Here is a 19,734-nt window from a genome sequence, read left to right as displayed (position 1 = left end):
AAGCCGGGAACGGGCCCTGTGGGCGGAGGCAGCGGGCGCGGCGGGTGACGGGCCTGGGGCGGGGTGGGGCCGCGAGCGGAGCGGCGCCGGACATGCGAGCGGTGGAGCGCCCGGGAAGCGCCCTGCCTGAGTCGTTGCCAGAGCTTCAGGGCCATGGGGACAATCTGTCGCGCACGTCCGAGCCCCGTCGACAATCCGGCACGCGGACGCTCCGCCTCCTGGCACCCCTCCCATGGAGTCGTCTCCGGCACGCGGGTTGCTCCGAGCCAGCGGGTCAGGAGGTGTCATCCGCATGCAGCTCGAAGGACTCATCCGCCGTGCCCGTGAGCAGGGAGCCAGCGACGTCCACCTGGAGGGTGGCATGCCCATGGCGCTGCGCGTGCGGGGGAGCTTGCGGCTCGTCGGCGAGCCGGTGCCTCCGGCGGCGCTCACGGCGCTGGCGCGCGAGGTGGTGGGCGAGGACGGCTGGCCCGAGTTCCTGGAGCGCTGCTCGTACGACGTGTCGCGCACGCTGGAGGGACAGCGCATCCGCATCAACGTCATGCGGAGCGCACGGGGCGTGGGCTTCGCCATCCGGCTGCTGTCCACCTCGCAGGCGACGCTGAAGCGGCTGAACCTGCACCCGGACCTGCGCCGACTCGTCGAGCCGACGCACGGGCTCGTCCTGGTGAGCGGGCCCACGGGCTCCGGCAAGACGTCCACGCTGGCGGCGCTGCTCCAGGAACTGAACCTGGGCGAGGCGCGGCACATCATCACCGTGGAGAGTCCCATCGAGTATGCGCTCGTGCCCCGGCACTCCTTCATCCGGCAGCGCGAGGTGGGGCGGGACACGCCGTCGTTCGCGCAGGCGCTGGTGGACGCGATGCGGGAGGACCCGGACGTGCTGATGGTGGGGGAGCTGCGCGAGCCGGAGGTGATGCGCCTGACGCTGAACGCGGCGGAGACGGGGCACCTGGTGCTGGCCACGGTGCACTCGGCCAGCGCGGGGGAGGCGCTTGCACGGGTGGTGTCCGCCTTCGCGCCGGAGCTGCAGTCGGCGGTGTGCGCGCAGCTCGCGGACTGCCTGGTGGGCGTGGTGTGCCAGCGGCTGCGGTACCGGCCGGAGGTGGGCCTGCGCGTGCCCGAGTGCGAGGTGCTGATGGGCAGCACGGGCGTGAAGAGCATCGTGAGGCAGGGGCACTTCTACAAGATTGCGTCGGCCCTGGAGACGGGCGCCGCCGACGGCAGCTGGTCCTTCCAGCGCTACGTGGAGTGGCTGGGCCGGAAGACGGACTGGAGCCAGCCCTCCGCCGCGCCCGAGGAGGCCCCCGCCGTGCCCTTCCCTGAGTCGGTGCTCGAGCCACGCGCGAGGCCCCGGCCCGTCTCCGTCGCGCGATTCCCGCCGGAGCGTGCGAAGCCGAAGCGCGCTCCGGCTCCCGCGAAGCCCGCCGAGGACGGCGTCTTCGTCATCCCGGGAGAGCACGACGACCTGGTGTCCATCATCCGCGAGCTGGAGGACGGGGGCGTGCCGGACTGAGTCACGCGCCGGAAGGGAGGGCTTCCGCTCGGGCCGGCGCTGGTCGATTCTCACGGCATGACGAACTCGAAGCTCTCCCCGCGCATCTCGGCCCTGAAGGTCTCCACGTCCCGGCTCCGTGAGCAGCACCTGCTCGCGAGCGGCGCACCGGACGGAGTGCCGGTGGTCTTCGTCCACGGCAACGTGTCCTCCTGTCGCTTCTACGAGGAGACGCTGGAGGCGATGCCGTCGTCGTTCCGCTGCCTCGCGCCGGACCTGCGAGGCTTCGGTGGGACGGAGCGCGCGCCCATCGACGCCACACGCGGCCTGGGGGACTTCGCCGACGACCTGCATGCGCTGCTGGAGCACGGGGAGGTGCTGCCCTCGGGGAAGCAGGTTCACCTGGTGGGCTGGTCCGCGGGCGGGGGCGTGGTGATGAAGTACGCCATGGAGCACCCGGAGCGGGTGGCCTCGCTGGTGCTCATCGCGCCCATCTCCCCGGCGGGCTTCGGCGGCACGAAGGGAGAGGGCTCCCATGTCAGCGCGTGCTGGCCCGACTCCGCGGGCAGCGGCGGTGGCACGGTGAACCCGGAGTTCGTCAAGCGGCTCTCCGCGAAGGACCTGTCGGAGGAGAACGACGCGTCACCGCGGAAGGTGATGAACACGTACTACTTCAAGCCGCCCTTCCGGCTGGAGCGCTCGCGCGAGGATGCGCTCGTCTCGGAGATGCTGAAGCTGGAGGTGGGCGAGGACTTCTACCCCGGAGACAGCGTGCCCTCGCCGAACTGGCCGGGCGTGGCGCCGGGGAAGCGGGGGATGAACAACGCGCTCTCGGGGAAGTACTGCGACCTGCGCGACTTCCCGTCCATCCCGACGCGGCCGCCCGTGCTCTGGATTCGCGGCGCGGAGGACCAGATTGTCTCGGACACGTCGCTGTTCGACTTCGGCTTCCTGGGACAGCTGGGCGCGGTGCCGGGCTGGCCGGGCGCGGAGGTGTACCCGCCGCAGCCCATGGTGCGGCAGATGCGGGCAGTGCTCGACGTGTACCGGAGCCGGGGTGGCCACGCGCGCGAGGAGGTGCTGCCGGGCGTCGGACACTCTCCACACCTGGAAGCGCCGGAGGCCTTCAACAGGCTGCTCCAGGCGTTCCTCACGGCGGGGCGCTGAGCGGCTGGATGTAACTTCTGGCGACTTCATGGGTTGAGACGTCAGCCATGCGCTTCCTGCCCCTCGGGCCCCTGGTGGCCGTCCTGCTCTCGTGTGCGAGCAGCCCTCACCCGGTGGCCGCACCTCCCGATGCCTCACCGCCTCCGTACGACGAGGCGCGTGCGGTGCATGTCCTGCGGCGGCTGGCCTTCGGGCCCTCGGCGAGGGACCTGGCCGAGGTGCGGCGGCTGGGCGTGGACGCGTGGGTGGAGGCCCAGCTTGCCCGCTCGGACGCGAAGCCGCCGCTGGAGCTGGAGGCGAAGCTCCAGGCGCTGCCCACGCTGACGATGTCGATGGCGGAGCTGGCGCGGGACTACCCGGCGAAGAAGCAGCGGGAGCAGGCGCTGCTGGACGGGCGCGAGCTGCAGCGCCCCGCGCTCATCGGCCTGGAGCAGTCCGCCGCGAAGGTGCTGCGTGCGGTGGAGAGCCCGCGCCAGCTCGAAGAGGTGCTGGTGGACTTCTGGTTCAACCACTTCAACGTGTCGGCGGACAAGGGCGCGGTGCGGTGGATGGTGACGTCCTACGAGCGCGACGCCATCCGCCCGCACGTCTTCGGCAGCTTCCGGGAGCTGCTCGGTGCGACGGCGCGGCACCCGGCCATGCTCTTCTACCTGGACAACTGGAGGAGCACCCGCGACGGCATGCCGAGGCCCCTGCGCCGGGAGCCGCCGGAGGCCATGTCCGCCAGCATGGAGGAGGACGACGGGGAGGACGCCGAGCCGAAGCCGGGCCTCAACGAGAACTACGCGCGCGAGCTGCTGGAGCTGCACACGCTGGGCGTGGACGGTGGCTACACGCAGCAGGACGTGCGCGAGGTGGCGCGCTGCTTCACGGGCTGGAGCATCCGCCGGCCGCGCCGCGAGCCCGCGTTCTACTTCCGCCGCGGGGCGCACGACCCGCTGGAGAAGGTGGTGCTGGGGCAGCGCATCGCCGGGGGAGGGCGGCTGGAGGATGGGGAGCAGGTGCTGGACCTGCTCGCGAGCCACCCTGCCACCGCGCGTCACCTGGCCACGAAGCTGGCGCGCCGGTTCGTCTCGGACACGCCGCCACCGGCGCTGGTGGAGCGCGTGGCGAAGGCGTTCCTCGACTCGAAGGGGGACCTGCCCACGGTGTACCGAGCGCTGTTCCAGTCACCGGAGCTCTGGGCGCCCGAGGCGCGAGGCGCGAAGGTGAAGACGCCCTTCGAGTTCGTGGTGTCGGCGCTGCGGGCCACGGGCGCGGAGGTGACGGTACGCCCGAGGCTGGTGCAGTCCCTGGCGAAGATGGGCGAGCCGCTCTACCGCGCGCCCGCGCCCACGGGCTTCCCGGAGGTGGCGGCGCCCTGGGTGAACAGTGGCGCGCTGGTGGCGCGGCTCAACTTCAGCCTGGAGCTGGTGTCCGGCCGGCTGCCGGGGACGCGCGTGTCGCTGAAGTCGCTGGCCACGCCCGCCACCGCTTCGGCGGAGGGCTGGGTGGACGCGCTGGGCCAGGTGCTGCTGGGCGCACCGCCGTCGGCGCAGACGCGGGCCACGATTCTCGCCGCGCTGTCGAAGCGGGCCGAGGCCGCCAGCGCCGAGGACGAGCCGGGCCCCGTGGACGTCCCCCTCATCGCCGGGCTGCTGCTCGGCTCGCCGGAGTTCCAGAAGCAATGAGCCCGTCCCTCACTGAGGCTCCAGGGGCAACGAGCCCGTCTCTCACCCGGTGTGCCGTGCTGTCGAAGCGGCCCGACGTCGCTCGCGCAGCGGACGCGACATGTCTTCGGGTCGAAGGAGTTCCAGAGCCCATTCATTCGTCGCGTCATCATCCCACCGCGATGTCGCAGCGGGCCCATGGACGTCCCCGCATCGACGGGCCGCTGTGCTTCGGCTCGCAGGAGTTCCAGGAACCATGAGCCCCTCCCGCTCCAGCACTCGAGGGCATCCGGACGCCCCTCGCCCGACCCTTTCCCGTCGCGGACTGCTGCGTGCCGTGGGCCTTTCGGGCGTGGGCTTGCTCCTCGCGCCGGGCTTCCTGGGCCGGGCGCAGGCCGCCAGTCCGGGAACGCCCGCGCGCCGCACGCTGGTGACGGTGTTCCTGCGCGGGGGCGTAGATGGACTGTCACTGGTGCCACCGGTTGCGGACCCGGCCTACCACCGCGCGCGCCCCACGCTGGCACTGAAGGCCCCAGGCAGTGGACCGGGCTCCGCGCTGAGACTGGACGACCGCTTCGGGCTCCACCCGAGCCTGGAGCCCTTGCTGCCCTTGTGGCGCGAGGGCCGGCTCGCGGTGCTGCATGGCGTGGGGCTGCCAACGCCGGTGCGCTCTCACTTCGACGCGCAGGACTTCGTGGAGTCCGGCACACCCGGGCGCAAGGCCACGCCGGACGGTTGGCTCAACCGCGCGCTGGAGGCCGAGGAGACCGCCGCCGCGCTGCGAGCGGTGGCACTGCAGCCCACGCTGCCCCGGGCGCTGTTCGGAGACGCGGGCGCGGTGGCCATGGGCCGGCTGGAGGAGTTCCGGCTCCGAGGCGGACGTAGGGGCGAGGAAGCCACCAGTGGCTTCAGCGCGCTCTACGCGGGCGCGGTGGACGAAGCGCTGCGCACGACGGGGCAGGGCGCGTTCGAGGCGCTGTCCCGGCTGGACGAGGAGCGCCTGTCGCGGCTGCCTTCGGGCGGCGCTGGAGTGGAGTACCCGAAGGGCCCTCTCGGACAGCGGCTGCGAGACATCGCGAGGCTCATCCAGGGAGACGTGGGGCTGGAGGTCGCCGCGACGGAGATGGGCGGCTGGGACACGCACGCCGCGCAGGGAGCGGAGACGGGAGTCTTCGCCAACCGCTGTCGCGAGCTGGCGGGAGCGCTGTCGGCCTTCGCCACGGACCTCGGGCCTCGGCTGGAGCACGTCACCGTGGTGGTGCTGACGGAGTTCGGCCGGACGGTGCGGGAGAACGGCAGCCGCGGCACGGACCACGGCGTGGGGAGCGCGATGCTGGTGCTCGGAGGCGGGGTGGGGGGAGGGAAGGTGTATGGGCGCTTCGAGTCCCTGACGCCGGAGCATCTGCAGGACGGGCGCGACGTGCCCTCGTGGACGGACGTGCGAGCGCCGCTGGCCGAGGCGCTGCGTGCGTGCAGGCCGGGTGTCAACCTGTCGGAGGTCTTCCCTGGCTTCACCCCGCCCGCGCCGTTGGGGCTGTTCGAGACGTAGCCCGCACTCCGCGCCATGCCGGCTGTCGGCCGCTTCCTCCAGGGCAGTCTCACAGGCTGGAGGAGTCGTACCACCAGGCCCCCGGGGCTTCGAATCTTCCCTGGGGCCCAGGGCCCGCCAGAGCGCCTCCGCCGAGTCGAATACGTCCGCCTCGCTCAGCGTGCCCTCCCACTTCGCCGCTACTCGCGCCAGTTCCGCCAGCGCGCCCCACACCATGCACGCCCTGGCTACCGCCGAGCCCGGCACCAGCGCCCCGTCACTCTCTCCCCGCGAGAGGACTTCCTGGAGGAGGGTGCGCACCTGCCAGCCTCGCGTGTCCTCGGGGGCATCCTCCGGGTGCCAGTGAAGGAAGATGAAGCAGAAGACGCCTGGCAGCCGCAATGCATAGCCGGCCAGCATTCGCCAGAGGGCAAAGAAGCCCTCGCGGAAGCCCGCGCCCTCGTCCGTGCTGGCCATCTGGAACTCGTAGCGCGCATACCGGCACAGCTCGTCCTCGGAGAAGTCGCGAATGGCCAGCGCACAGCCACGCTTGCTGCCGTAGCGTCGGTACAGCGAGCCCACCGACATGCGCATCACCCGCGCCAGCTCCGCGGCCGGGGTGTTCTCGTAGCCCCGCTGCGCCATCACCGCCGCCGCTTCCTGCATCCGCGTGGCCACGAACTGCTGGTACAGCTCCATTATCATCTGCCTACCCCCTGCCGGACCGACCCGCCCGCGGAAGGAATGTTCCTTCCGCGAGGACCTTCCTAGCGGGTGGGGCTGACATGCCGACGGAGGACGACCGGGCAAGTCGGCTGGGGCTCACACCCTGCACGGAGCCGGAAGTCCGCTCAGGAATCGCTGCTCGCTTTCGCGGGGAGGCAATTCGTCAAAGGTGAGGTCGGGTTGCATCCCCGTGGACCTCCGTGCGTGCGGTGCGCCGTCGGCCGAGTGGTTCCAGGAGCCGTGCCGCATCGGCTGGCTCGATGTGCGTTCGGTGTGACTCCGTGTGCAGGTAGCCTGAAAGTGCTCCAGGAGGAGCTGCTCGCATGACGCGACTCCGGTCATGTTCCAGCCAGCGCGACGGAAGACCCGAACCCGGCACAAAGGCGAGCGGTTCTCGAAGGGCTTCGTCAGAAGCCCGGCCCATTCGCGGATGAGGCAGACTGGGCGCCTGATGATTCGGCTGCGTCGCATGCTCCTGAAACTTATTTCCATCCTCGCCATCCTCTACGTGGTGCTGTGCGTGGCCGCCTTCGCGCTTCAGCGGTCCATGCTCTATCCCGCGCCCAGGACTGCGTCCGCGCTTCCCGAGGACCAGGGCTTCAGCCGCCTGCCGCTGGAGGGAGGGCAGTTCGTGGACGTGCTCCACCTGCCGGCGCCTCCCGGGGCTCCCACGGTGGTGCACTTCCACGGCAACGGCGAGCAGCTCCTGGGCCAGGTGCGGCTGGGCCGCCGGCTGCACGAGTGGGGGCTGGGCTTCCTCGCCGTCGAGTACCCCGGCTATGGCGCCTCGCCCGGCAGTCCCAGTGAGGACGGCATCTACGCGGCGGCAGAGGCGGCCCTGGCGCGGCTCCGCGAGCAGGGTGTGCCGGCGCAGCGCACCGTGCTCAGTGGCCGCAGCCTGGGCACGGGCGTGGCGGTGGAGATGGCACGGCGCGGGCATGGCTCGCGGGTGATGCTCGTGTCGCCCTACACGTCCATCACCGACATGGCGGCCCTGGCCCTCCCGTTCCTTCCCACCGCACTGCTGGTGCGAGACCGCTTCGACACGGCGTCGAAGGCCTCCGAGGTGGACCTGCCGGTGCTCATCATCCACGGCGAGGTGGATGCACTCATCCCGGTGGAGATGGGACGCAAGCTGGGGACGCGCTTCCCCCGGGCCACGGTGGAGACGGTGGTGGGGGCCGGGCACAACGACGTCCTGGAGCGCTCCGGCACGACGCTGGTGGACCGCATGGCCGCGTTCGCGCTCGGGGGGCCGTGAGGGGCGCGGCTCCGCCGAGCACGTGAGCGTCAGTGGAGCTGCGAGGGCGTGTCGCTCGAGGCGGAGACCTCGCGAATCAGCTCGGCGGTGTCTTCCGGGCGCATGTGCCGGGCGAGGTCGGCCTGGGACACCATCCCGCAGACGGCGCCCTCGTCGTCGACGACAATCAGCCGCCGGACCTGGTTCTCCTCCATCAGCTCCATGCAGTCCTCCACGGACGTGTCCTTGAACACGGTGGCGGTGGAGTGCGTCATCGCGTCATCCACGTGGAGCCTGTAGGGGTTCTTTCCCTGCGCGACGATGCGGCAGGTGATGTCGCGGTCGGTGATGACGCCCAGGGGCTTGTTGTCGCTGTCGACGACGGGCAGTGCGCCGCAGTCGCAGTCGACCATCCACTTCGCCGCCTGCTCGATGCTCGTGTCGGGCATGCAGGTGACGGGGAATTCGGTCATGACCTCTTCGACCTTCATGGCGTTCTCCAGAGCAGAGGGGGTTGCGCCTAAAGGTGAGGCGCCGCCATGAGGCTGGCAGAGGCCATCTCCGCCGGCCGACGTCCGGCACTCCCGGCGGACGCGGACGCGCAGGCCCGCCCGGACGGCCCAGAAGTACTCAGCGCACCGGCGCCAGCGACCAGGAACCGAGGATGCGGTCGAGCGTCCGAGGGTCTTCATGCGCCGCGGTCCCCACCAGCTGGCCGTTGCGGTCCGTCGCGGCCTCGAAGCGCACATCGCCCGGCGCGTTGGCGCCGAAAGGCGCGGTGAACCGCATCGTTCCTTCCGGGGAGCGCTCCAGCTGCACCGCGTGAGGACCCTCGCTGGTTCCATCGGCGAAGGAGATGCGCAGCTGGCCCTGGTACTGCTCGTCGGTGCGCTTCAGCTCCAGCCGCATCCGCGCGGGGGACTGGCCCCACTCCTCGGGATAGAAGCGCAGCTCGCCCGCCCAGGTGCCCGCGAGCGCGTCCCACTTCACGCTCGCGCCGGTCGGGAGCGAGGGGAGGGGACGTGGGGCCGGCGTGTCGAGGGCGCTGTCGCGAGTCTTCAGCGTCTCGACGGCCTGCCACGCGGCCTTCTGGAGCAGGCGTGCCGTGGGCTCGGGCAGGGAGACGAGGGTCGTCTCTGCTCCCTGGGGCTGGCCATTGGGGATGGGGATGCCACGCGCGCTGGTGGCCAGTCCTTCAGGCGAGCGGCCGAACAGTGTCGCGTACAGGGTGCACGCCGCCAGGTAGGTGCCGGCGGGGGTCGGGTGGCTGCCGTCATCGAGGTAGAGGGGAACGTCCGGGTGTTGGTCGCGCACGGCCTGCCATGCGAGGCCGATGGGACTGACGGTGGCGTCGAGCTCACGGCCCAGCGTGAGGAATGCGTGGCTCAGCCGCGCCTGGGCTTCCGGAGCGCGGCGGCGTGACCACGTGAGGGCGAGGAGGGTGCGGGTGCCCCGCTGTCGAGCCTCCGCGTGGAACTTCCGCGCGTAGGGGTAGAGGATTCGCTCGGGCTCGTTGATTTCGTGGCGTCCATCCACGACGAGGACGCCCAGGGTGCTCTGCTCCTGGAGGACGACGAAGTCCCAGCCGCCCTCGCGGAGTGCCTCCACGGCCGCGCCATTCTCCCAGTGGGACTTCAGCCGAGCGTTCCCCACGGCGACCGCGCGCGTCTCCAGTCGCACGGGTGGAGACGCGGAGGCAGCCAGCGCCTTTGGTAGTGTCCACGGCCTCATGGCTCGAGCCCTCACCCCTGGCTGCATGTTGCTTGCACTGTCCACGTTGCTGCTATCCGCATGCGGGGCCAGCTCTCCGGCCCTGCGTGCCTGGGAAGACGCAGGCAACTCGGCGTCGTGTCCGCAGGGGGACTCGGACCTGTGCGTCGCCATCGCATGTGATGACGAGACGTGCGGCGTCTTCGACTGCGTGGATGTGGCGTCGGAGGCCGTGGCGTTCACTTCGCCGAGGCTGAGAGTGGAGCTGGCACAGGCGTACCGGACGCCATGGCGCCCTCCGGCCTTTCGCAACTGGAGGAGCATGGGTATCCGGTCAGGTGCGCGGCCCCGGATGACGTTCCACTTCCGCTACCGCCAGGGCTTTCTCCCCGCGCTCAGGCAAGAACCGGGCAATCGGGTCAAGCATCACCTGTTCCCGCAGCAGCAGGACCTCGCGCTCTGGTTCAAGGATCGTGGTGTGGACATCCATCGGTTCACGATCCTCATTCCCGAGCACATTCATCGGGAGATTCACAGTGGTACCGGACGTGGAGGAATGTGGAACCAAGCCTGGATGGAATACTGGAGGGCGAATCGCAGGCGCGAAGTGACTCCCCAGGAACTTCTCGGTCCCAACATCCAGGCTCCCTGAAGCGGGGCCCGACACTGGAAAGCACCGTGAAATACTACGTCGTCGAAGAGGAGACATCGTCGCCCTTCACGGGTGACATCAATGGCTCGCACACGTGGCGGCTCCCGGGCAGGGAACTCTGTCCGACGTGTAGCGCTGGCGGTGGCATCGGCGGGTTGAACTACCCATGTGTCGAGCTGTCCTCCCTCCCCGCGCCGGAGCTCAAGAAGTTGTCCAGCCCCGGCCCCATTCCCAGGCCTGGGTTCGAGCGGCTGCGCGAGCTGGTGCGGCCTTTGGCTCCTGCATGGGCTCGCCTGGAATCCGGAGTTGGATTCGGTCCTCTGACCGGCAAGGGCTCAGGTCTCTTCGGTGACCTCTTTGCTTACCTGGGCTCGGATCTCCTGGTTCGTGTCGAGGCCCTCGCGGAGCTTCGGGAAGCCGGGCTGCGCGGGCTGGAGCAGGCCTGTCCGCTCCAGGTCCGCTTCCGGGGAAACAACCCTCCTGAGTTCCACGAGGTACAGCTCGAGTTTCGAGGTCAGCCCCACCCCGACTGCGTGTCCCCCAAGAGCAAGCCCCCGTGTCCCACGTGCGGCTACGCGGACATCCGGTACCTGCCCACGCTCATCCTCGACGCCGCGTCGATGCCGTCGGACCTGGACGTGTTCCGGCTCCACAAGCACCTGGACATCATGGCCAATGAGCGCTTCGTGGAAGCCATGGACCGCCTGGCGCTGGACGGCGTGAAATTCAAGGAAGTGGAAGCCCGTTGAAGGCAGGCCCTGGCTGTATTCCCCACGCAGGAGAGTTCCCGCGATGTCCCCCTCCACCACCCCCGTCATCGGCATCCTCGGCGGCAGCGGCCTGTACCAGATTGACGGCCTGAAGGACGTCACCTGGAAGAAGGTGTCCTCGCCCTTCGGGGAACCCTCCGACGAGCTGTGCTTCGGCACGCTCGACGGGCACCGCGTCGTCTTCCTGCCCCGCCATGGCCGGGGGCACCGCATCTCTCCCTCTGAAATCAACTACCGCGCCAACATCGACGCCCTCAAGCGCAGCGGCGTCACCGACCTGCTGTCCCTGTCCGCCGTGGGCAGCCTGCGCGAGGACCTGCCCCCCGGCACCTTCGTGGTGGCGGACCAGTTCATCGATCGCACCTTCGCTCGCGAGAAGAGCTTCTTCGGCACCGGCCTCGTCGCCCACGTGTCCATGGCGAAGCCGGTCTGCTCCCGCCTGGGCGACGCCCTCGTGTCCGCCTGCGAGGGCCTGGGCGTCACCGCGCGGCGCGGCGGCACGTACCTCGTCATGGAGGGGCCGCAGTTCTCCTCGCTCGCGGAGAGCCGCATGTACCGGAGCTGGGGCTGCGACATCATCGGCATGACGAACATGCCCGAGGCCAAGCTCGCTCGCGAAGCCGAGCTTTGCTACGCGACTGTGGGCATGGTCACCGACTTCGACTGCTGGCACCCGGACCATGACGCCGTCACCGTGGACCAGGTCGTCTCCGTGCTGCTCGGTAACGCCGGCAAGGCGCGCGGCCTGGTGAAGAACGTGGTTCCGCTGCTCGGCACGCACACGGGCCCGTGTCGCCACGGCTGCCAGCGTGCGCTCGACCACGCCCTCATCACCGCCCCCGAGGCGCGAGACTCCGCGGTGCTGGAGAAGCTGTCCGCCGTGGCCGGCCGGGTGCTGAGCAAATGAAGGTCCACGGCAAGCCGATGCGCACCCTCTGGCTCGAGCCCGACGGCCAGGCCGCCGGCATCATCGACCAGACCTGTCTGCCACACGCCTTCACCACCGCGCGCCTGTCCACGCTGGAAGAGGCTGCCCACGCCATCCGGAACATGCGGGTGCGAGGAGCCCCGCTCATCGGTGCCACCGCCGCGTATGGCGTCTGGCTCGCACTGCGCACGGACGCGTCCGACGGAGCGCTGGAGAACGCCCTCACCTTGCTGCGCGCCACCCGCCCCACCGCCGTCAACCTGCACTGGGCACTGGATGAGATGCGCCGCGTCCTGGCCCCGCTGCCTCCGCCCCAGCGGGTGGCCGCCGCGCTCCGCCGCGCCCAGGAGATCTGCGACGAGGACGTGGCCATCAACCGCGCCATTGGAGGCCACGGGCTGAAGCTCCTCGAGGCCGCGTGGGAGAAGAAGGGCCGCCAGGGCCGGCTCAACGTCCTCACCCACTGCAACGCCGGCTGGCTGGCCACGGTGGACTGGGGCACGGCGCTCGCGCCCATCTACCTGGCCCACGACGCGGGGCTTCCCGTACACGTCTGGGTGGACGAGACGCGCCCGCGCAACCAGGGCGCCGCGCTGACGGCGTGGGAGCTGGGACAGCACGGCGTCCCGCACACCGTCATCGCCGACAACGTGGGTGGACACCTCATGCAGCACGGTGACGTGGACCTGTGCATCGTCGGCACGGACCGCACCACCGCGCACGGAGACGTGGCCAACAAGATTGGCACCTATCTCAAGGCGCTGGCCGCGAAGGACAACGGCGTGCCCTTCTACGTGGCGCTGCCGTCGCCCACCATCGACTGGACGCTGAAGGACGGCGTGAGGGAGATCCCCATCGAACAGCGCGACGGCGCCGAGCTGAGCGACGTCACCGGCCGGCTGCGCTCCGGAGAGGTCGCCACCGTGCGCGTCACCCCCGAGGGCAGCCCCGCCGCCAACTACGCCTTCGACGTGACGCCAGCGCGGCTCGTCTCGGCCCTCGTCACCGAGCGCGGCGTGTGTCCGGCCTCGGAGGACGGCCTGCTCTCGCTCTTCCCGGAGCGGAAGGGGAAGATGGCATGAGCCTCCCGCACCTGGCCGAGCGCGAGGCGATGATTGCCACCGCCCGGAAGATGAACACCTCCGGCCTCAATCAGGGCACGTCCGGCAACCTGAGCGTGCGCGTGGACGGCGGCTTCCTGCTGACGCCCACCGGCATGGACTACGACGCGCTCACCCCGGAGGACCTGGTCCTCATGCGCTTCGACGGGAGCCACGAGGGCCCCCGGCGTCCATCGTCGGAGTGGCAGCTCCACCTGGACCTCCTCGCCGCACGGCCGGAGGTGGGCGCGGTGCTGCACGCGCACTCCATGTTCTGCACCACGCTGGCGTGCCTGCGCCGGGGCATCCCCGCCTTCCACTACATGGTGGCCGCGGCGGGAGGCGCGGACGTGCGCTGCGCGCCCTACGCCACCTTCGGCACCCCGGAGCTGGTGCGCCATGCGCTGGCGGCGCTGGAGGGACGCAAGGCGTGCCTCATGGCCAACCACGGGATGCTCGCGCTGGGCAGGGACCTGGCCGCCGCCTTCAAGCTGGCGGTGGAGGTGGAGACGCTCGCGGCCATGTACTGGCGAGCGCTCCAGGTGGGCGAGCCCGTGCTCCTCGACGACGCGGAGATGGAGCGCGTCCTCGAGAAGTTCAAGACGTACGGGCAGCAGCCCGGCCCTACGCCGCGCGCAGGGTGAGCACCGTCACCTCGGTGGGCACGCCCAGGCGGAAGGGCAGCCAGTGCCCCGTGCCGCCGGACACGTAGAGCTGGTGGTCTCCCTGGCGGTAGCGGCCCAGCATGTACTTGAAGGCGAACCAGAAGGCCGGCACGCCCAGGAAGGCCACCTGCCCGCCGTGGGTGTGCCCCGCCAGCGTCAGCCGCGCGCCGCGCTCCGCCGCGTGCGGGAAGAAGTCCGGGTGGTGCGTGAGGCACAGCAGCACCTCGTCCGGCGAGGCGCCGCGGAAGGACACCTCCGCGGACTGCTGCATGCGCTCGGCCTTCACGCGGTGGCTGCGGCCGGACATGGGGTAGTCCACGCCCACCACCCGCACGCGCTGGCCGCCATGCTCGAAGGTGTGGGCCGAGTCCACCAGCAGCCGCACCGGGCCGCCGCGCGCCTCCACGCCGGCATAGGCCTGGAGGATTTCGTCCAGCCCGCGCCAGTGCTCGTGGTTGCCCAGGACGGCGAGCATGCCGTGCTTCGCCTTGCACTCGGACAGCGCGGCCATGGTGCCGTCGAGCTGGTCCAGGTCGTCGATGAGGTCGCCCGTCATCACCTGGAGGTCCACCTGCGCCTCGTTCATCGCCCGCACCGCGTCGTGCAGGTAGCGCGTGTCGATGAAGGTGCCCACGTGCACGTCGGTAATCTGGCCGATGCGGAAGCCGTCCATCGCTGGAGGCAGGTGGGGCAGGCGCACCTCCACCTGCCGCACCGTGAAGCCGGACACGCCGCTCGCCAGCCCCGCCGAGCTCGTCCCCGCCGCCAGCACCGGCACCGCGCGGCCCACGTTGGTCAGCAGGCTCCGGCGGCTCAGGTTCACCGCACCCTCGGGCGCCGGCGCGGGAGTCCGCGGCTTGCGCTCCACCCACTTGCGCAGCAGCACGACGGGCGTGCCGATGAGCACCACCATGAGGACGGCGACGGACCAGCCCACGGAGAAGACGCGCAGGGCCGCATCGCCCACGGGCAGCGTGGCATGGCGTCCGGCCAGCACGGGGAAGAGCCACACGGCGAGCGACAGGGCCGCGGCGATTGAGAACACCCCCCGGCGCCACCCCCGGAGCAGGCCGGGCCAGAGCGACCGCAGCACGGCCCAGGCACCTACATTGACCACCAGGAGTATCAGCAGCCTGCCCATCTACGGCTCTCCCTTGCGCATGAGGGGAGCAGTCATAGCCGTGGATGGCCTGCCGCGCCGCACGAAGGGGTTGAGCGGTCGAGATGGGAGCATCGGGCGTCGGAAGGAAAGGCCAGTCGGCGGACCGGGCGCTCGCCCGGCCGCACTCGTGGTGGACCCGGCCTCCCTACGCGTGGAGGGAGGCCGCCATTCCCGGGAGGCTCACATCCGGCTGGGGCTGGCCATGCGCAGGTGTGCGTGCAGCGTCTCCGTGCGCAGGTAGAGGAACTGGGCGTCGCCGAAGGACAGGGCGTCGCCGTCGTTGAGCATCCGCTCCTGCTCGGGGGGCAGCGCCTGGGCGTTGACCCAGGTGCCGTTCAGGGAGCCCATGTCCCGCACGGAGCAGTCATGGGCCTCGGCGCGCCAGCGCAGCGTGGCGTGGTGCTTGGACACGGACGGGTCCGGCACCACCAGGGTACAGCCCTCGATGCGCCCCACGGTGAGCTCCTGTCCGTCCACCTCCGGCCGCAGGAAGTGCACCTCGAGCGCGTCGAAGCCGCGCAGCATGACGAAGAGCCGGTCCACCAGCCGGGTGCGGTGGGCCATGCCCACCGTGCGCGCCTCTCCCAGCCGCATGGCGACCTGCTGGAAGACGGGCTCGGGGGGCTGCTGGACGAGGACCACGGGACCGGAGGCGTCCAGAAAGGCCTCCAGCGTTGCCAGGGCGAACGGGCGAAGTTGCTTCACGGACGGCATGGTGGAGCGAGGTTACCCCGGACCCCGGGGGCCTTGCCGTTCGCGGCGCGGGAGCCGTAAGGAAGTCATCATGTCCCGCCCCCCGGAATCACCGCCGACGTATGCCACCCATGAGCCAGGCTGGCGCCACATCCAGGCGCTGCTGCCTCCGGAGCTGCGGCTGGGCGGGGCGGGGGCGCCGATGCCCGACGAGGAGTGGCTGGAGGTGGGGCCGTTCCGCGTCCACCTGGACGCCTGGCGCCGGCCGGAAGCGCCCGCGACGCTCGTGCTCGTCCATGGAGGCGGCGGCAACGGACGCCTGCTCGCCCCCTTCGGGGCCATGCTCGCCGCGCAGGGGTACGAGGTCCTCGCGCCGGACCTGCCCGGCTATGGGCTGACGCAGGTGCGCGACAAGCGCGCGCTGGTCTACGACGACTGGCGCGACACCCTGGCCCGGGTGCTGGAGGTGGAGGCCGGGCGCACGCGGCGTCCGCTCGTCGTCTTCGGCGCGAGCATGGGAGGCATGCTGGCCTATGACGTGACGGCGCGGACCCGCATCCCCTCGGGGCTGGTGGCGACGTGTTTCCTGGCGCCGAAGGACCCGGAGGTGCGCCGCCGCATGGTGCGCTGGCCGTGGATGGCGGGGCTCTCGGGGCCCATGCTGACGGCGCTGCCGTTCCTCACGGACCCGCTGCCGGTGCCCATGCGGCTGGCGGGCAACATGCTCGCCATCTCCAACTCGGTGGAGCTGTCGCGTGCCATCGCCGCGGACCCGCTCGCGGGAGGCACATGGATGCCGGGGCGCTTCCTGCGCACGTTCCTCGAGTCCGGGCCGCTCGTGCCGCCCGAGTCGTTCGACGTGTGTCCCGTCCTGCTGGCGCACCCGGCCGACGACCGGTGGACGCACGTCTCCGTGTCACGCCCCTTCTTCGAGCGCCTGAGCGTCCCGAAGCGACTGGTGCTGCTGGAGAACGCCGGACACTTCCCGGTGGAGGAGCCGGGAGTCAGCCAGCTCCGCCAGGCCCTGCTCGACTTCCTGGCCGAGCGTGGCACTGCCAGGCCCTGACGAAGGGGTGTGCAGATGTCAGGGACGGGGAGGCCAGGCCGTCCCGCCTGCGGCGACTCCGGGATATGCCTGGGTCCAGTGGAGGATGACCATGGCGGTGCCGGAGTTCGACAGGGTGGTGGCTTCGAGGTTGGTGCTGAGGCGGCTGCGAGCGGACGACCTGGAGGCGCTGGTGGCCTACCGGAACGACCCCGAGGTGGCGCGCTATCAGAGCTGGAGCGACTACGACGCGAAGCGTGGGAGCGCGCTCATCGAGTCGATGCACGGGCGCCAGCCTGGAGAGCCTGGGTGGTTCCAGTTCGCCATCGCGCTGAAGGACACGGACGCGCTGGTGGGCGACTGCGCGCTGCGGACGGATGACGACGTGAGGACGGGCGAGATTGGCTTCACGCTGTCGCGCCAGCACCAGGGGAAGGGCCTGGGCACGGAGGCGGTGCGCGCCCTGCTGGGGTACACGTTCGACACGCTCCAGATGCACCGGGTCATCGGGGTGACGGACGCGAAGAACACCGCGGCGGCCACCGTGCTGGAGCGCGTGGGCATGCGGCGCGAGGGGCACTACCTCGAGAACGCCTGGTTCAAGGGCGCCTGGGGCGATGAGTTCCTGTACGCGCTGCTCGGCAGGGAGTGGGCCCGGGCCACGAAGCGGTGACCCGAGCCGACGGAGCCTTGCTTTGGGGCGGGGCTCCTACTGCTCCGCCATGGGCGTGGCGAGGAAGGCGCTGGCCTTCGCGACGACCTCGGGCGAGTCGAAGATGTTGTAGTGGGTGCGCCCGGGGAGGATGGCGAGGCGGGCGTTCGACATGCCCTTGCCATCCCAGCCCGGGTCCTTCTGGCCGCCGCCGAGGAGCTCGAAGAAGCGCACCATCTTCGCTGTCGAGATGCCGTCATGGTCCCCGTAGATGAGCAGCGTCGGGGCGGAGATGCGGGGGACCTCGTCCGACCAGTCGTAGCTGCGCGACAGCAGCTCGCCCATCTTGTCGAGCAGCTTAGGGAAGTCGTCCGGACGCGGCGCGAGGGCCGCATACGTCTGGTACTCGGGCGACTCGCGCATGAACTCCAGCAGGGAGTGGTTGAGCTGCGCGAAGGTGTCACGAACCTCCGGGTACCAGGAGTCGTGGCTGTAGGCCGCCGAGACGATGACGAGCTTCCGGACGCGCTGGGGGTGTTGAATCGCCGTCCGGAGCGCGACGCCTCCACCGAGCGAGTAGCCCATGACGTCGGCCTGCTGGAAGCCCAGGTGGGTGATGAGCGCGGCGATGTCGTCCGCCATGGACTCGTAGCGCAGCGGTCGGTCGACGTCCGCCGTCCTGCCGTGGCCCTGGAGGTCGACGGCGATGACCTGCCGGCCCTCCGCGAGCTGCTTCGGCACCTCGCCCAGGAGCGCCGCCATGCGGAAGCCGCCATGCAGGATGATGAGGGGCGTGCCTCCTCCGGTGCCGTGAACTTCGTAATAGAGGTTGAGGCCGTTCACCGGCGCGTGACCAGACTTCGGGGGCTGCTGGGGCAAGGGACCTTCCTTCATGAGGGTGTCGGCTCTCTTGATGGTTTGGGCCGAGCAGCCTGACAAGAGCAGGGCGATTGTCGCGATAAAGAGGAAGGGCATCGAGGGACGGCGGATTCAACATGCCCCGCGAAGAATTCTGCGGACCGCCCCGGGAGCTGGGCTCAGCGGAAGGCATCCACGATGAAGATGGCAGTACCGGAGAACTCGAGCACGGCCGTGCCCGGAGCGGAGCCCGGTCTCTTTCTGAGGCCGCCATAGGTCAGGCGTGCCACGGCGCAGATGGGAATGGTCTCCCCGTCGGGCGGGCGCGCCTCATAGTACCGAATCACCACGTTCGGGCCTCCGGTCCAGATCCGTCCGTAGAGGCGGGTCACGGGAGGGAGATAGCCGAGATCCTCGGTCAGGTAGCTCTCAACGGGCCCCTCATAGACCGTCAGAGGGGTCTGCCTGCTCTGGTTGGCGTCAATTTCCACGGAGGAGCTATCTCCGGGCCGGAGCCGCAGGATTCTCATCGTCTCCAGGGCCTTGCTGGGGCACTCCTGAGGCCCTGGGCTCCCATCTGCACGCAGTGATGGTCCGGAACCCGTGGTGCACCCGAGTCCGGTGGACGCGGCGATGACGAGGGCTGAGAAGAGCATGACTTTCGTCGAGCACATGGTGTGGGCACTTACTTCTCAATGAACGCGTTCGCCAAGCTGCGTGCGGCGCACGGTCAGCGTCGCCAATCATGGGGCTTCAATTCGACGTAGGCCTGCCGAAGCCCGCCACTCCGGAAGAGTTCCAGGATGAGCTTGGTGTCGGCCGTGGTCGGGCCGAACGACGCCAGGTCAGTGACGAGCGCCACGTGACCCGTGGCTCCAGGGACGATGGCCGCCGGGGCCATCCGCAATGCGACGGGGAGCTGCTTGAAGGTCTCCGCGTTCATGAGCCGAGCCTCCTGCAACTCCCATGGTCCCGCAGGCGCCTTGTTGGTTACCTTGAAGACGACCGCCGCCTTTCTTCTCGGCACTGCTTCACGGGTCAGCATGACGGCGACTTCGAGTTCGACGCCGTCCTCATACAGTCTCCATACCTCCTGCTTCTTGAACGGAGTCAGCTTGAGCTGGCCGGTGGCGAGGAGTGCGGCCAGGGCATGGTTGGCGGAAGTCTCCTCTTCGCGCTGGCGCTGGTTCTCGGCGAGGAGTTCTTCATTCTCCTTCTGCTTCTCCGCCAGCGCCTTGCGCACGGCCTCGGGGGACTCTGCGTCCGGGTAGACGTTCACCTGTCCGTCGGTCAGGTACCTGTTGGACGTCACGGTGAAGGGAATTGAAGTTCCGTCCATGAGGGTGACGTGCAGCAGGAAGCGCTCTCCGGCCGCCAGGGTCCGGAGTGGGACGATGAGCACCGACCTGCCACCGACAAGCAGTGGCTCGAAGCGGCCTTCCCAGCCCAGGAGCCGGGTCCGGCTCGGGTCGCACGGCTTCTCGAAGCGCAGCGTGGTGGCCACACCTCCCGCGACGCTTATCTGCGGCACGGCAGATTTGGGGTCCTTCGACACGAAGAGGTTCCGGGGCCTCGGCAGGTCGGCGAAGGATTGCCACTCCGGAGACTGGGCGCCCGAAGGCATGGCCAGCATCAGGAGTCCGAGCGTGGTGGCCACTCTTGCCCAGGTTCCCTGGAACGTAGTCATATCGCCG

The 19,734-nt window shown here is 70.2% G+C and carries 18 protein-coding genes and 2 pseudogenes; 12 read left to right on the top strand and 8 right to left on the bottom strand.

The genetic code is table 11. From position 1 onward, the window contains the following. The first annotated feature begins 292 nt into the window (after window positions 1–292). From LXT23_RS30930 to LXT23_RS30915, 4 genes are all read left to right on the top strand, one after another. On the top strand, window positions 293–1,516 hold the full coding sequence (locus tag LXT23_RS30930) for an ATPase, T2SS/T4P/T4SS family (RefSeq protein WP_253983943.1): 1,224 nt from the start codon (window positions 293–295) through the stop codon (window positions 1,514–1,516). A gap of 57 nt (window positions 1,517–1,573) precedes the next feature. Then, the gene (locus LXT23_RS30925; RefSeq protein ID WP_253983942.1) at window positions 1,574–2,662 is read left to right on the top strand and encodes an alpha/beta fold hydrolase; all 1,089 of its coding nucleotides are present in this window, start codon (window positions 1,574–1,576) and stop codon (window positions 2,660–2,662) included. Between the two features lie 47 nt (window positions 2,663–2,709). Further along, window positions 2,710–4,332: a DUF1800 domain-containing protein gene (locus LXT23_RS30920; RefSeq protein ID WP_253983941.1), complete on the top strand. Its 1,623-nt coding sequence runs from the start codon at window positions 2,710–2,712 to the stop codon at window positions 4,330–4,332. Between the two features lie 331 nt (window positions 4,333–4,663). Beyond that, entirely contained in the window at window positions 4,664–5,860 is a 1,197-nt protein-coding gene (locus LXT23_RS30915) for a DUF1501 domain-containing protein (RefSeq protein WP_253983940.1), read from the top strand. Window positions 5,861–6,379: 519 nt separating this feature from the next. Here LXT23_RS30915 and LXT23_RS50740 read toward each other — a convergent pair. Continuing rightward, window positions 6,380–6,505: pseudogene (locus LXT23_RS50740) on the bottom strand (helix-turn-helix domain-containing protein); the annotation flags it as partial. Window positions 6,506–7,016: 511 nt separating this feature from the next. Here LXT23_RS50740 and LXT23_RS30910 point away from each other — a divergent pair. Continuing rightward, window positions 7,017–7,826: an alpha/beta hydrolase gene (locus LXT23_RS30910; protein ID WP_407692924.1), complete on the top strand. Its 810-nt coding sequence runs from the start codon at window positions 7,017–7,019 to the stop codon at window positions 7,824–7,826. A 29-nt stretch (window positions 7,827–7,855) separates the two neighbouring features. Here the strand turns inward: LXT23_RS30910 and LXT23_RS30905 are convergent, their stop codons facing one another. Both LXT23_RS30905 and LXT23_RS30900 read right to left on the bottom strand, forming a co-directional pair. Then, window positions 7,856–8,296, bottom strand: a complete 441-nt coding sequence (locus LXT23_RS30905) for a CBS domain-containing protein (protein ID WP_253983938.1) — start codon at window positions 8,294–8,296, stop codon at window positions 7,856–7,858. Between the two features lie 139 nt (window positions 8,297–8,435). After that, window positions 8,436–9,458, bottom strand: a complete 1,023-nt coding sequence (locus LXT23_RS30900; RefSeq protein WP_253983937.1) for an SGNH/GDSL hydrolase family protein — start codon at window positions 9,456–9,458, stop codon at window positions 8,436–8,438. A 76-nt stretch (window positions 9,459–9,534) separates the two neighbouring features. On the opposite strand from LXT23_RS30900, the pseudogene sitA6 reads away from it, so the two are divergent. The 5 genes and pseudogenes from sitA6 to LXT23_RS30875 all read left to right on the top strand — a co-directional run. Next, window positions 9,535–10,140 (top strand): annotated as a pseudogene (gene sitA6, locus LXT23_RS30895) (SitA6 family polymorphic toxin lipoprotein); the annotation flags it as partial. 53 nt (window positions 10,141–10,193) lie between these two features. Then, window positions 10,194–10,916 (top strand): SitI6 family double-CXXCG motif immunity protein, encoded by a 723-nt coding sequence (sitI6, locus tag LXT23_RS30890; protein WP_253983936.1) that lies wholly within the window; start codon window positions 10,194–10,196, stop codon window positions 10,914–10,916. A gap of 43 nt (window positions 10,917–10,959) precedes the next feature. Beyond that, window positions 10,960–11,844 (top strand): S-methyl-5'-thioadenosine phosphorylase, encoded by an 885-nt coding sequence (locus tag LXT23_RS30885; RefSeq protein WP_253983935.1) that lies wholly within the window; start codon window positions 10,960–10,962, stop codon window positions 11,842–11,844. Beyond that, window positions 11,841–12,947, top strand: a complete 1,107-nt coding sequence (gene mtnA / locus LXT23_RS30880) for an S-methyl-5-thioribose-1-phosphate isomerase (RefSeq protein WP_253983934.1) — start codon at window positions 11,841–11,843, stop codon at window positions 12,945–12,947. Before LXT23_RS30885 ends, mtnA begins: the two co-directional genes overlap by 4 nt. Further along, window positions 12,944–13,609 carry a class II aldolase/adducin family protein gene (locus tag LXT23_RS30875; RefSeq protein WP_253983933.1) on the top strand — a complete coding sequence of 222 codons (666 nt, stop codon included), beginning with the start codon at window positions 12,944–12,946 and terminating at the stop codon, window positions 13,607–13,609. Before mtnA ends, LXT23_RS30875 begins: the two co-directional genes overlap by 4 nt. Here LXT23_RS30875 and LXT23_RS30870 read toward each other — a convergent pair. Further along, a complete protein-coding gene (locus LXT23_RS30870; protein ID WP_253983932.1) occupies window positions 13,590–14,771 on the bottom strand; it encodes a metallophosphoesterase in 1,182 nt (393 codons plus the stop codon). The two genes, LXT23_RS30875 and LXT23_RS30870, sit on opposite strands and share 20 nt — an antisense overlap. A gap of 201 nt (window positions 14,772–14,972) precedes the next feature. Then, window positions 14,973–15,506, bottom strand: a complete 534-nt coding sequence (locus LXT23_RS30865; RefSeq protein WP_253983931.1) for an FHA domain-containing protein — start codon at window positions 15,504–15,506, stop codon at window positions 14,973–14,975. Window positions 15,507–15,576: 70 nt separating this feature from the next. Between LXT23_RS30865 and LXT23_RS30860 the strand changes: the two genes are divergently transcribed. Together LXT23_RS30860 and LXT23_RS30855 are read left to right on the top strand one after the other, a co-directional pair. After that, a complete protein-coding gene (locus LXT23_RS30860) occupies window positions 15,577–16,551 on the top strand; it encodes an alpha/beta hydrolase (protein WP_253983930.1) in 975 nt (324 codons plus the stop codon). Between the two features lie 91 nt (window positions 16,552–16,642). Further along, window positions 16,643–17,203, top strand: coding sequence for a GNAT family N-acetyltransferase (locus tag LXT23_RS30855; RefSeq protein WP_253983929.1), 561 nt, complete (start codon window positions 16,643–16,645; stop codon window positions 17,201–17,203). A gap of 36 nt (window positions 17,204–17,239) precedes the next feature. Here the strand turns inward: LXT23_RS30855 and LXT23_RS30850 are convergent, their stop codons facing one another. The 3 genes from LXT23_RS30850 to LXT23_RS30840 form a co-directional block, all read right to left on the bottom strand. Then, window positions 17,240–18,076, bottom strand: a complete 837-nt coding sequence (locus LXT23_RS30850; protein ID WP_253983928.1) for an alpha/beta fold hydrolase — start codon at window positions 18,074–18,076, stop codon at window positions 17,240–17,242. Between the two features lie 143 nt (window positions 18,077–18,219). After that, window positions 18,220–18,531, bottom strand: coding sequence for a hypothetical protein (locus LXT23_RS50435; RefSeq protein WP_323379101.1), 312 nt, complete (start codon window positions 18,529–18,531; stop codon window positions 18,220–18,222). Window positions 18,532–18,770: 239 nt separating this feature from the next. Next, complete coding sequence (locus LXT23_RS30840; protein ID WP_253983926.1) at window positions 18,771–19,727, bottom strand: DUF2381 family protein; 957 nt, start codon at window positions 19,725–19,727, stop codon at window positions 18,771–18,773. Window positions 19,728–19,734: the final 7 nt, after the last annotated feature.

This window comes from Pyxidicoccus xibeiensis, assembly GCF_024198175.1.
Classification (GTDB): Bacteria; Myxococcota; Myxococcia; order Myxococcales; family Myxococcaceae; genus Myxococcus; species Myxococcus xibeiensis.
Note: the sequence above shows the minus strand (reverse complement) of the source record. Positions and strands in the feature narration are given on the sequence as shown.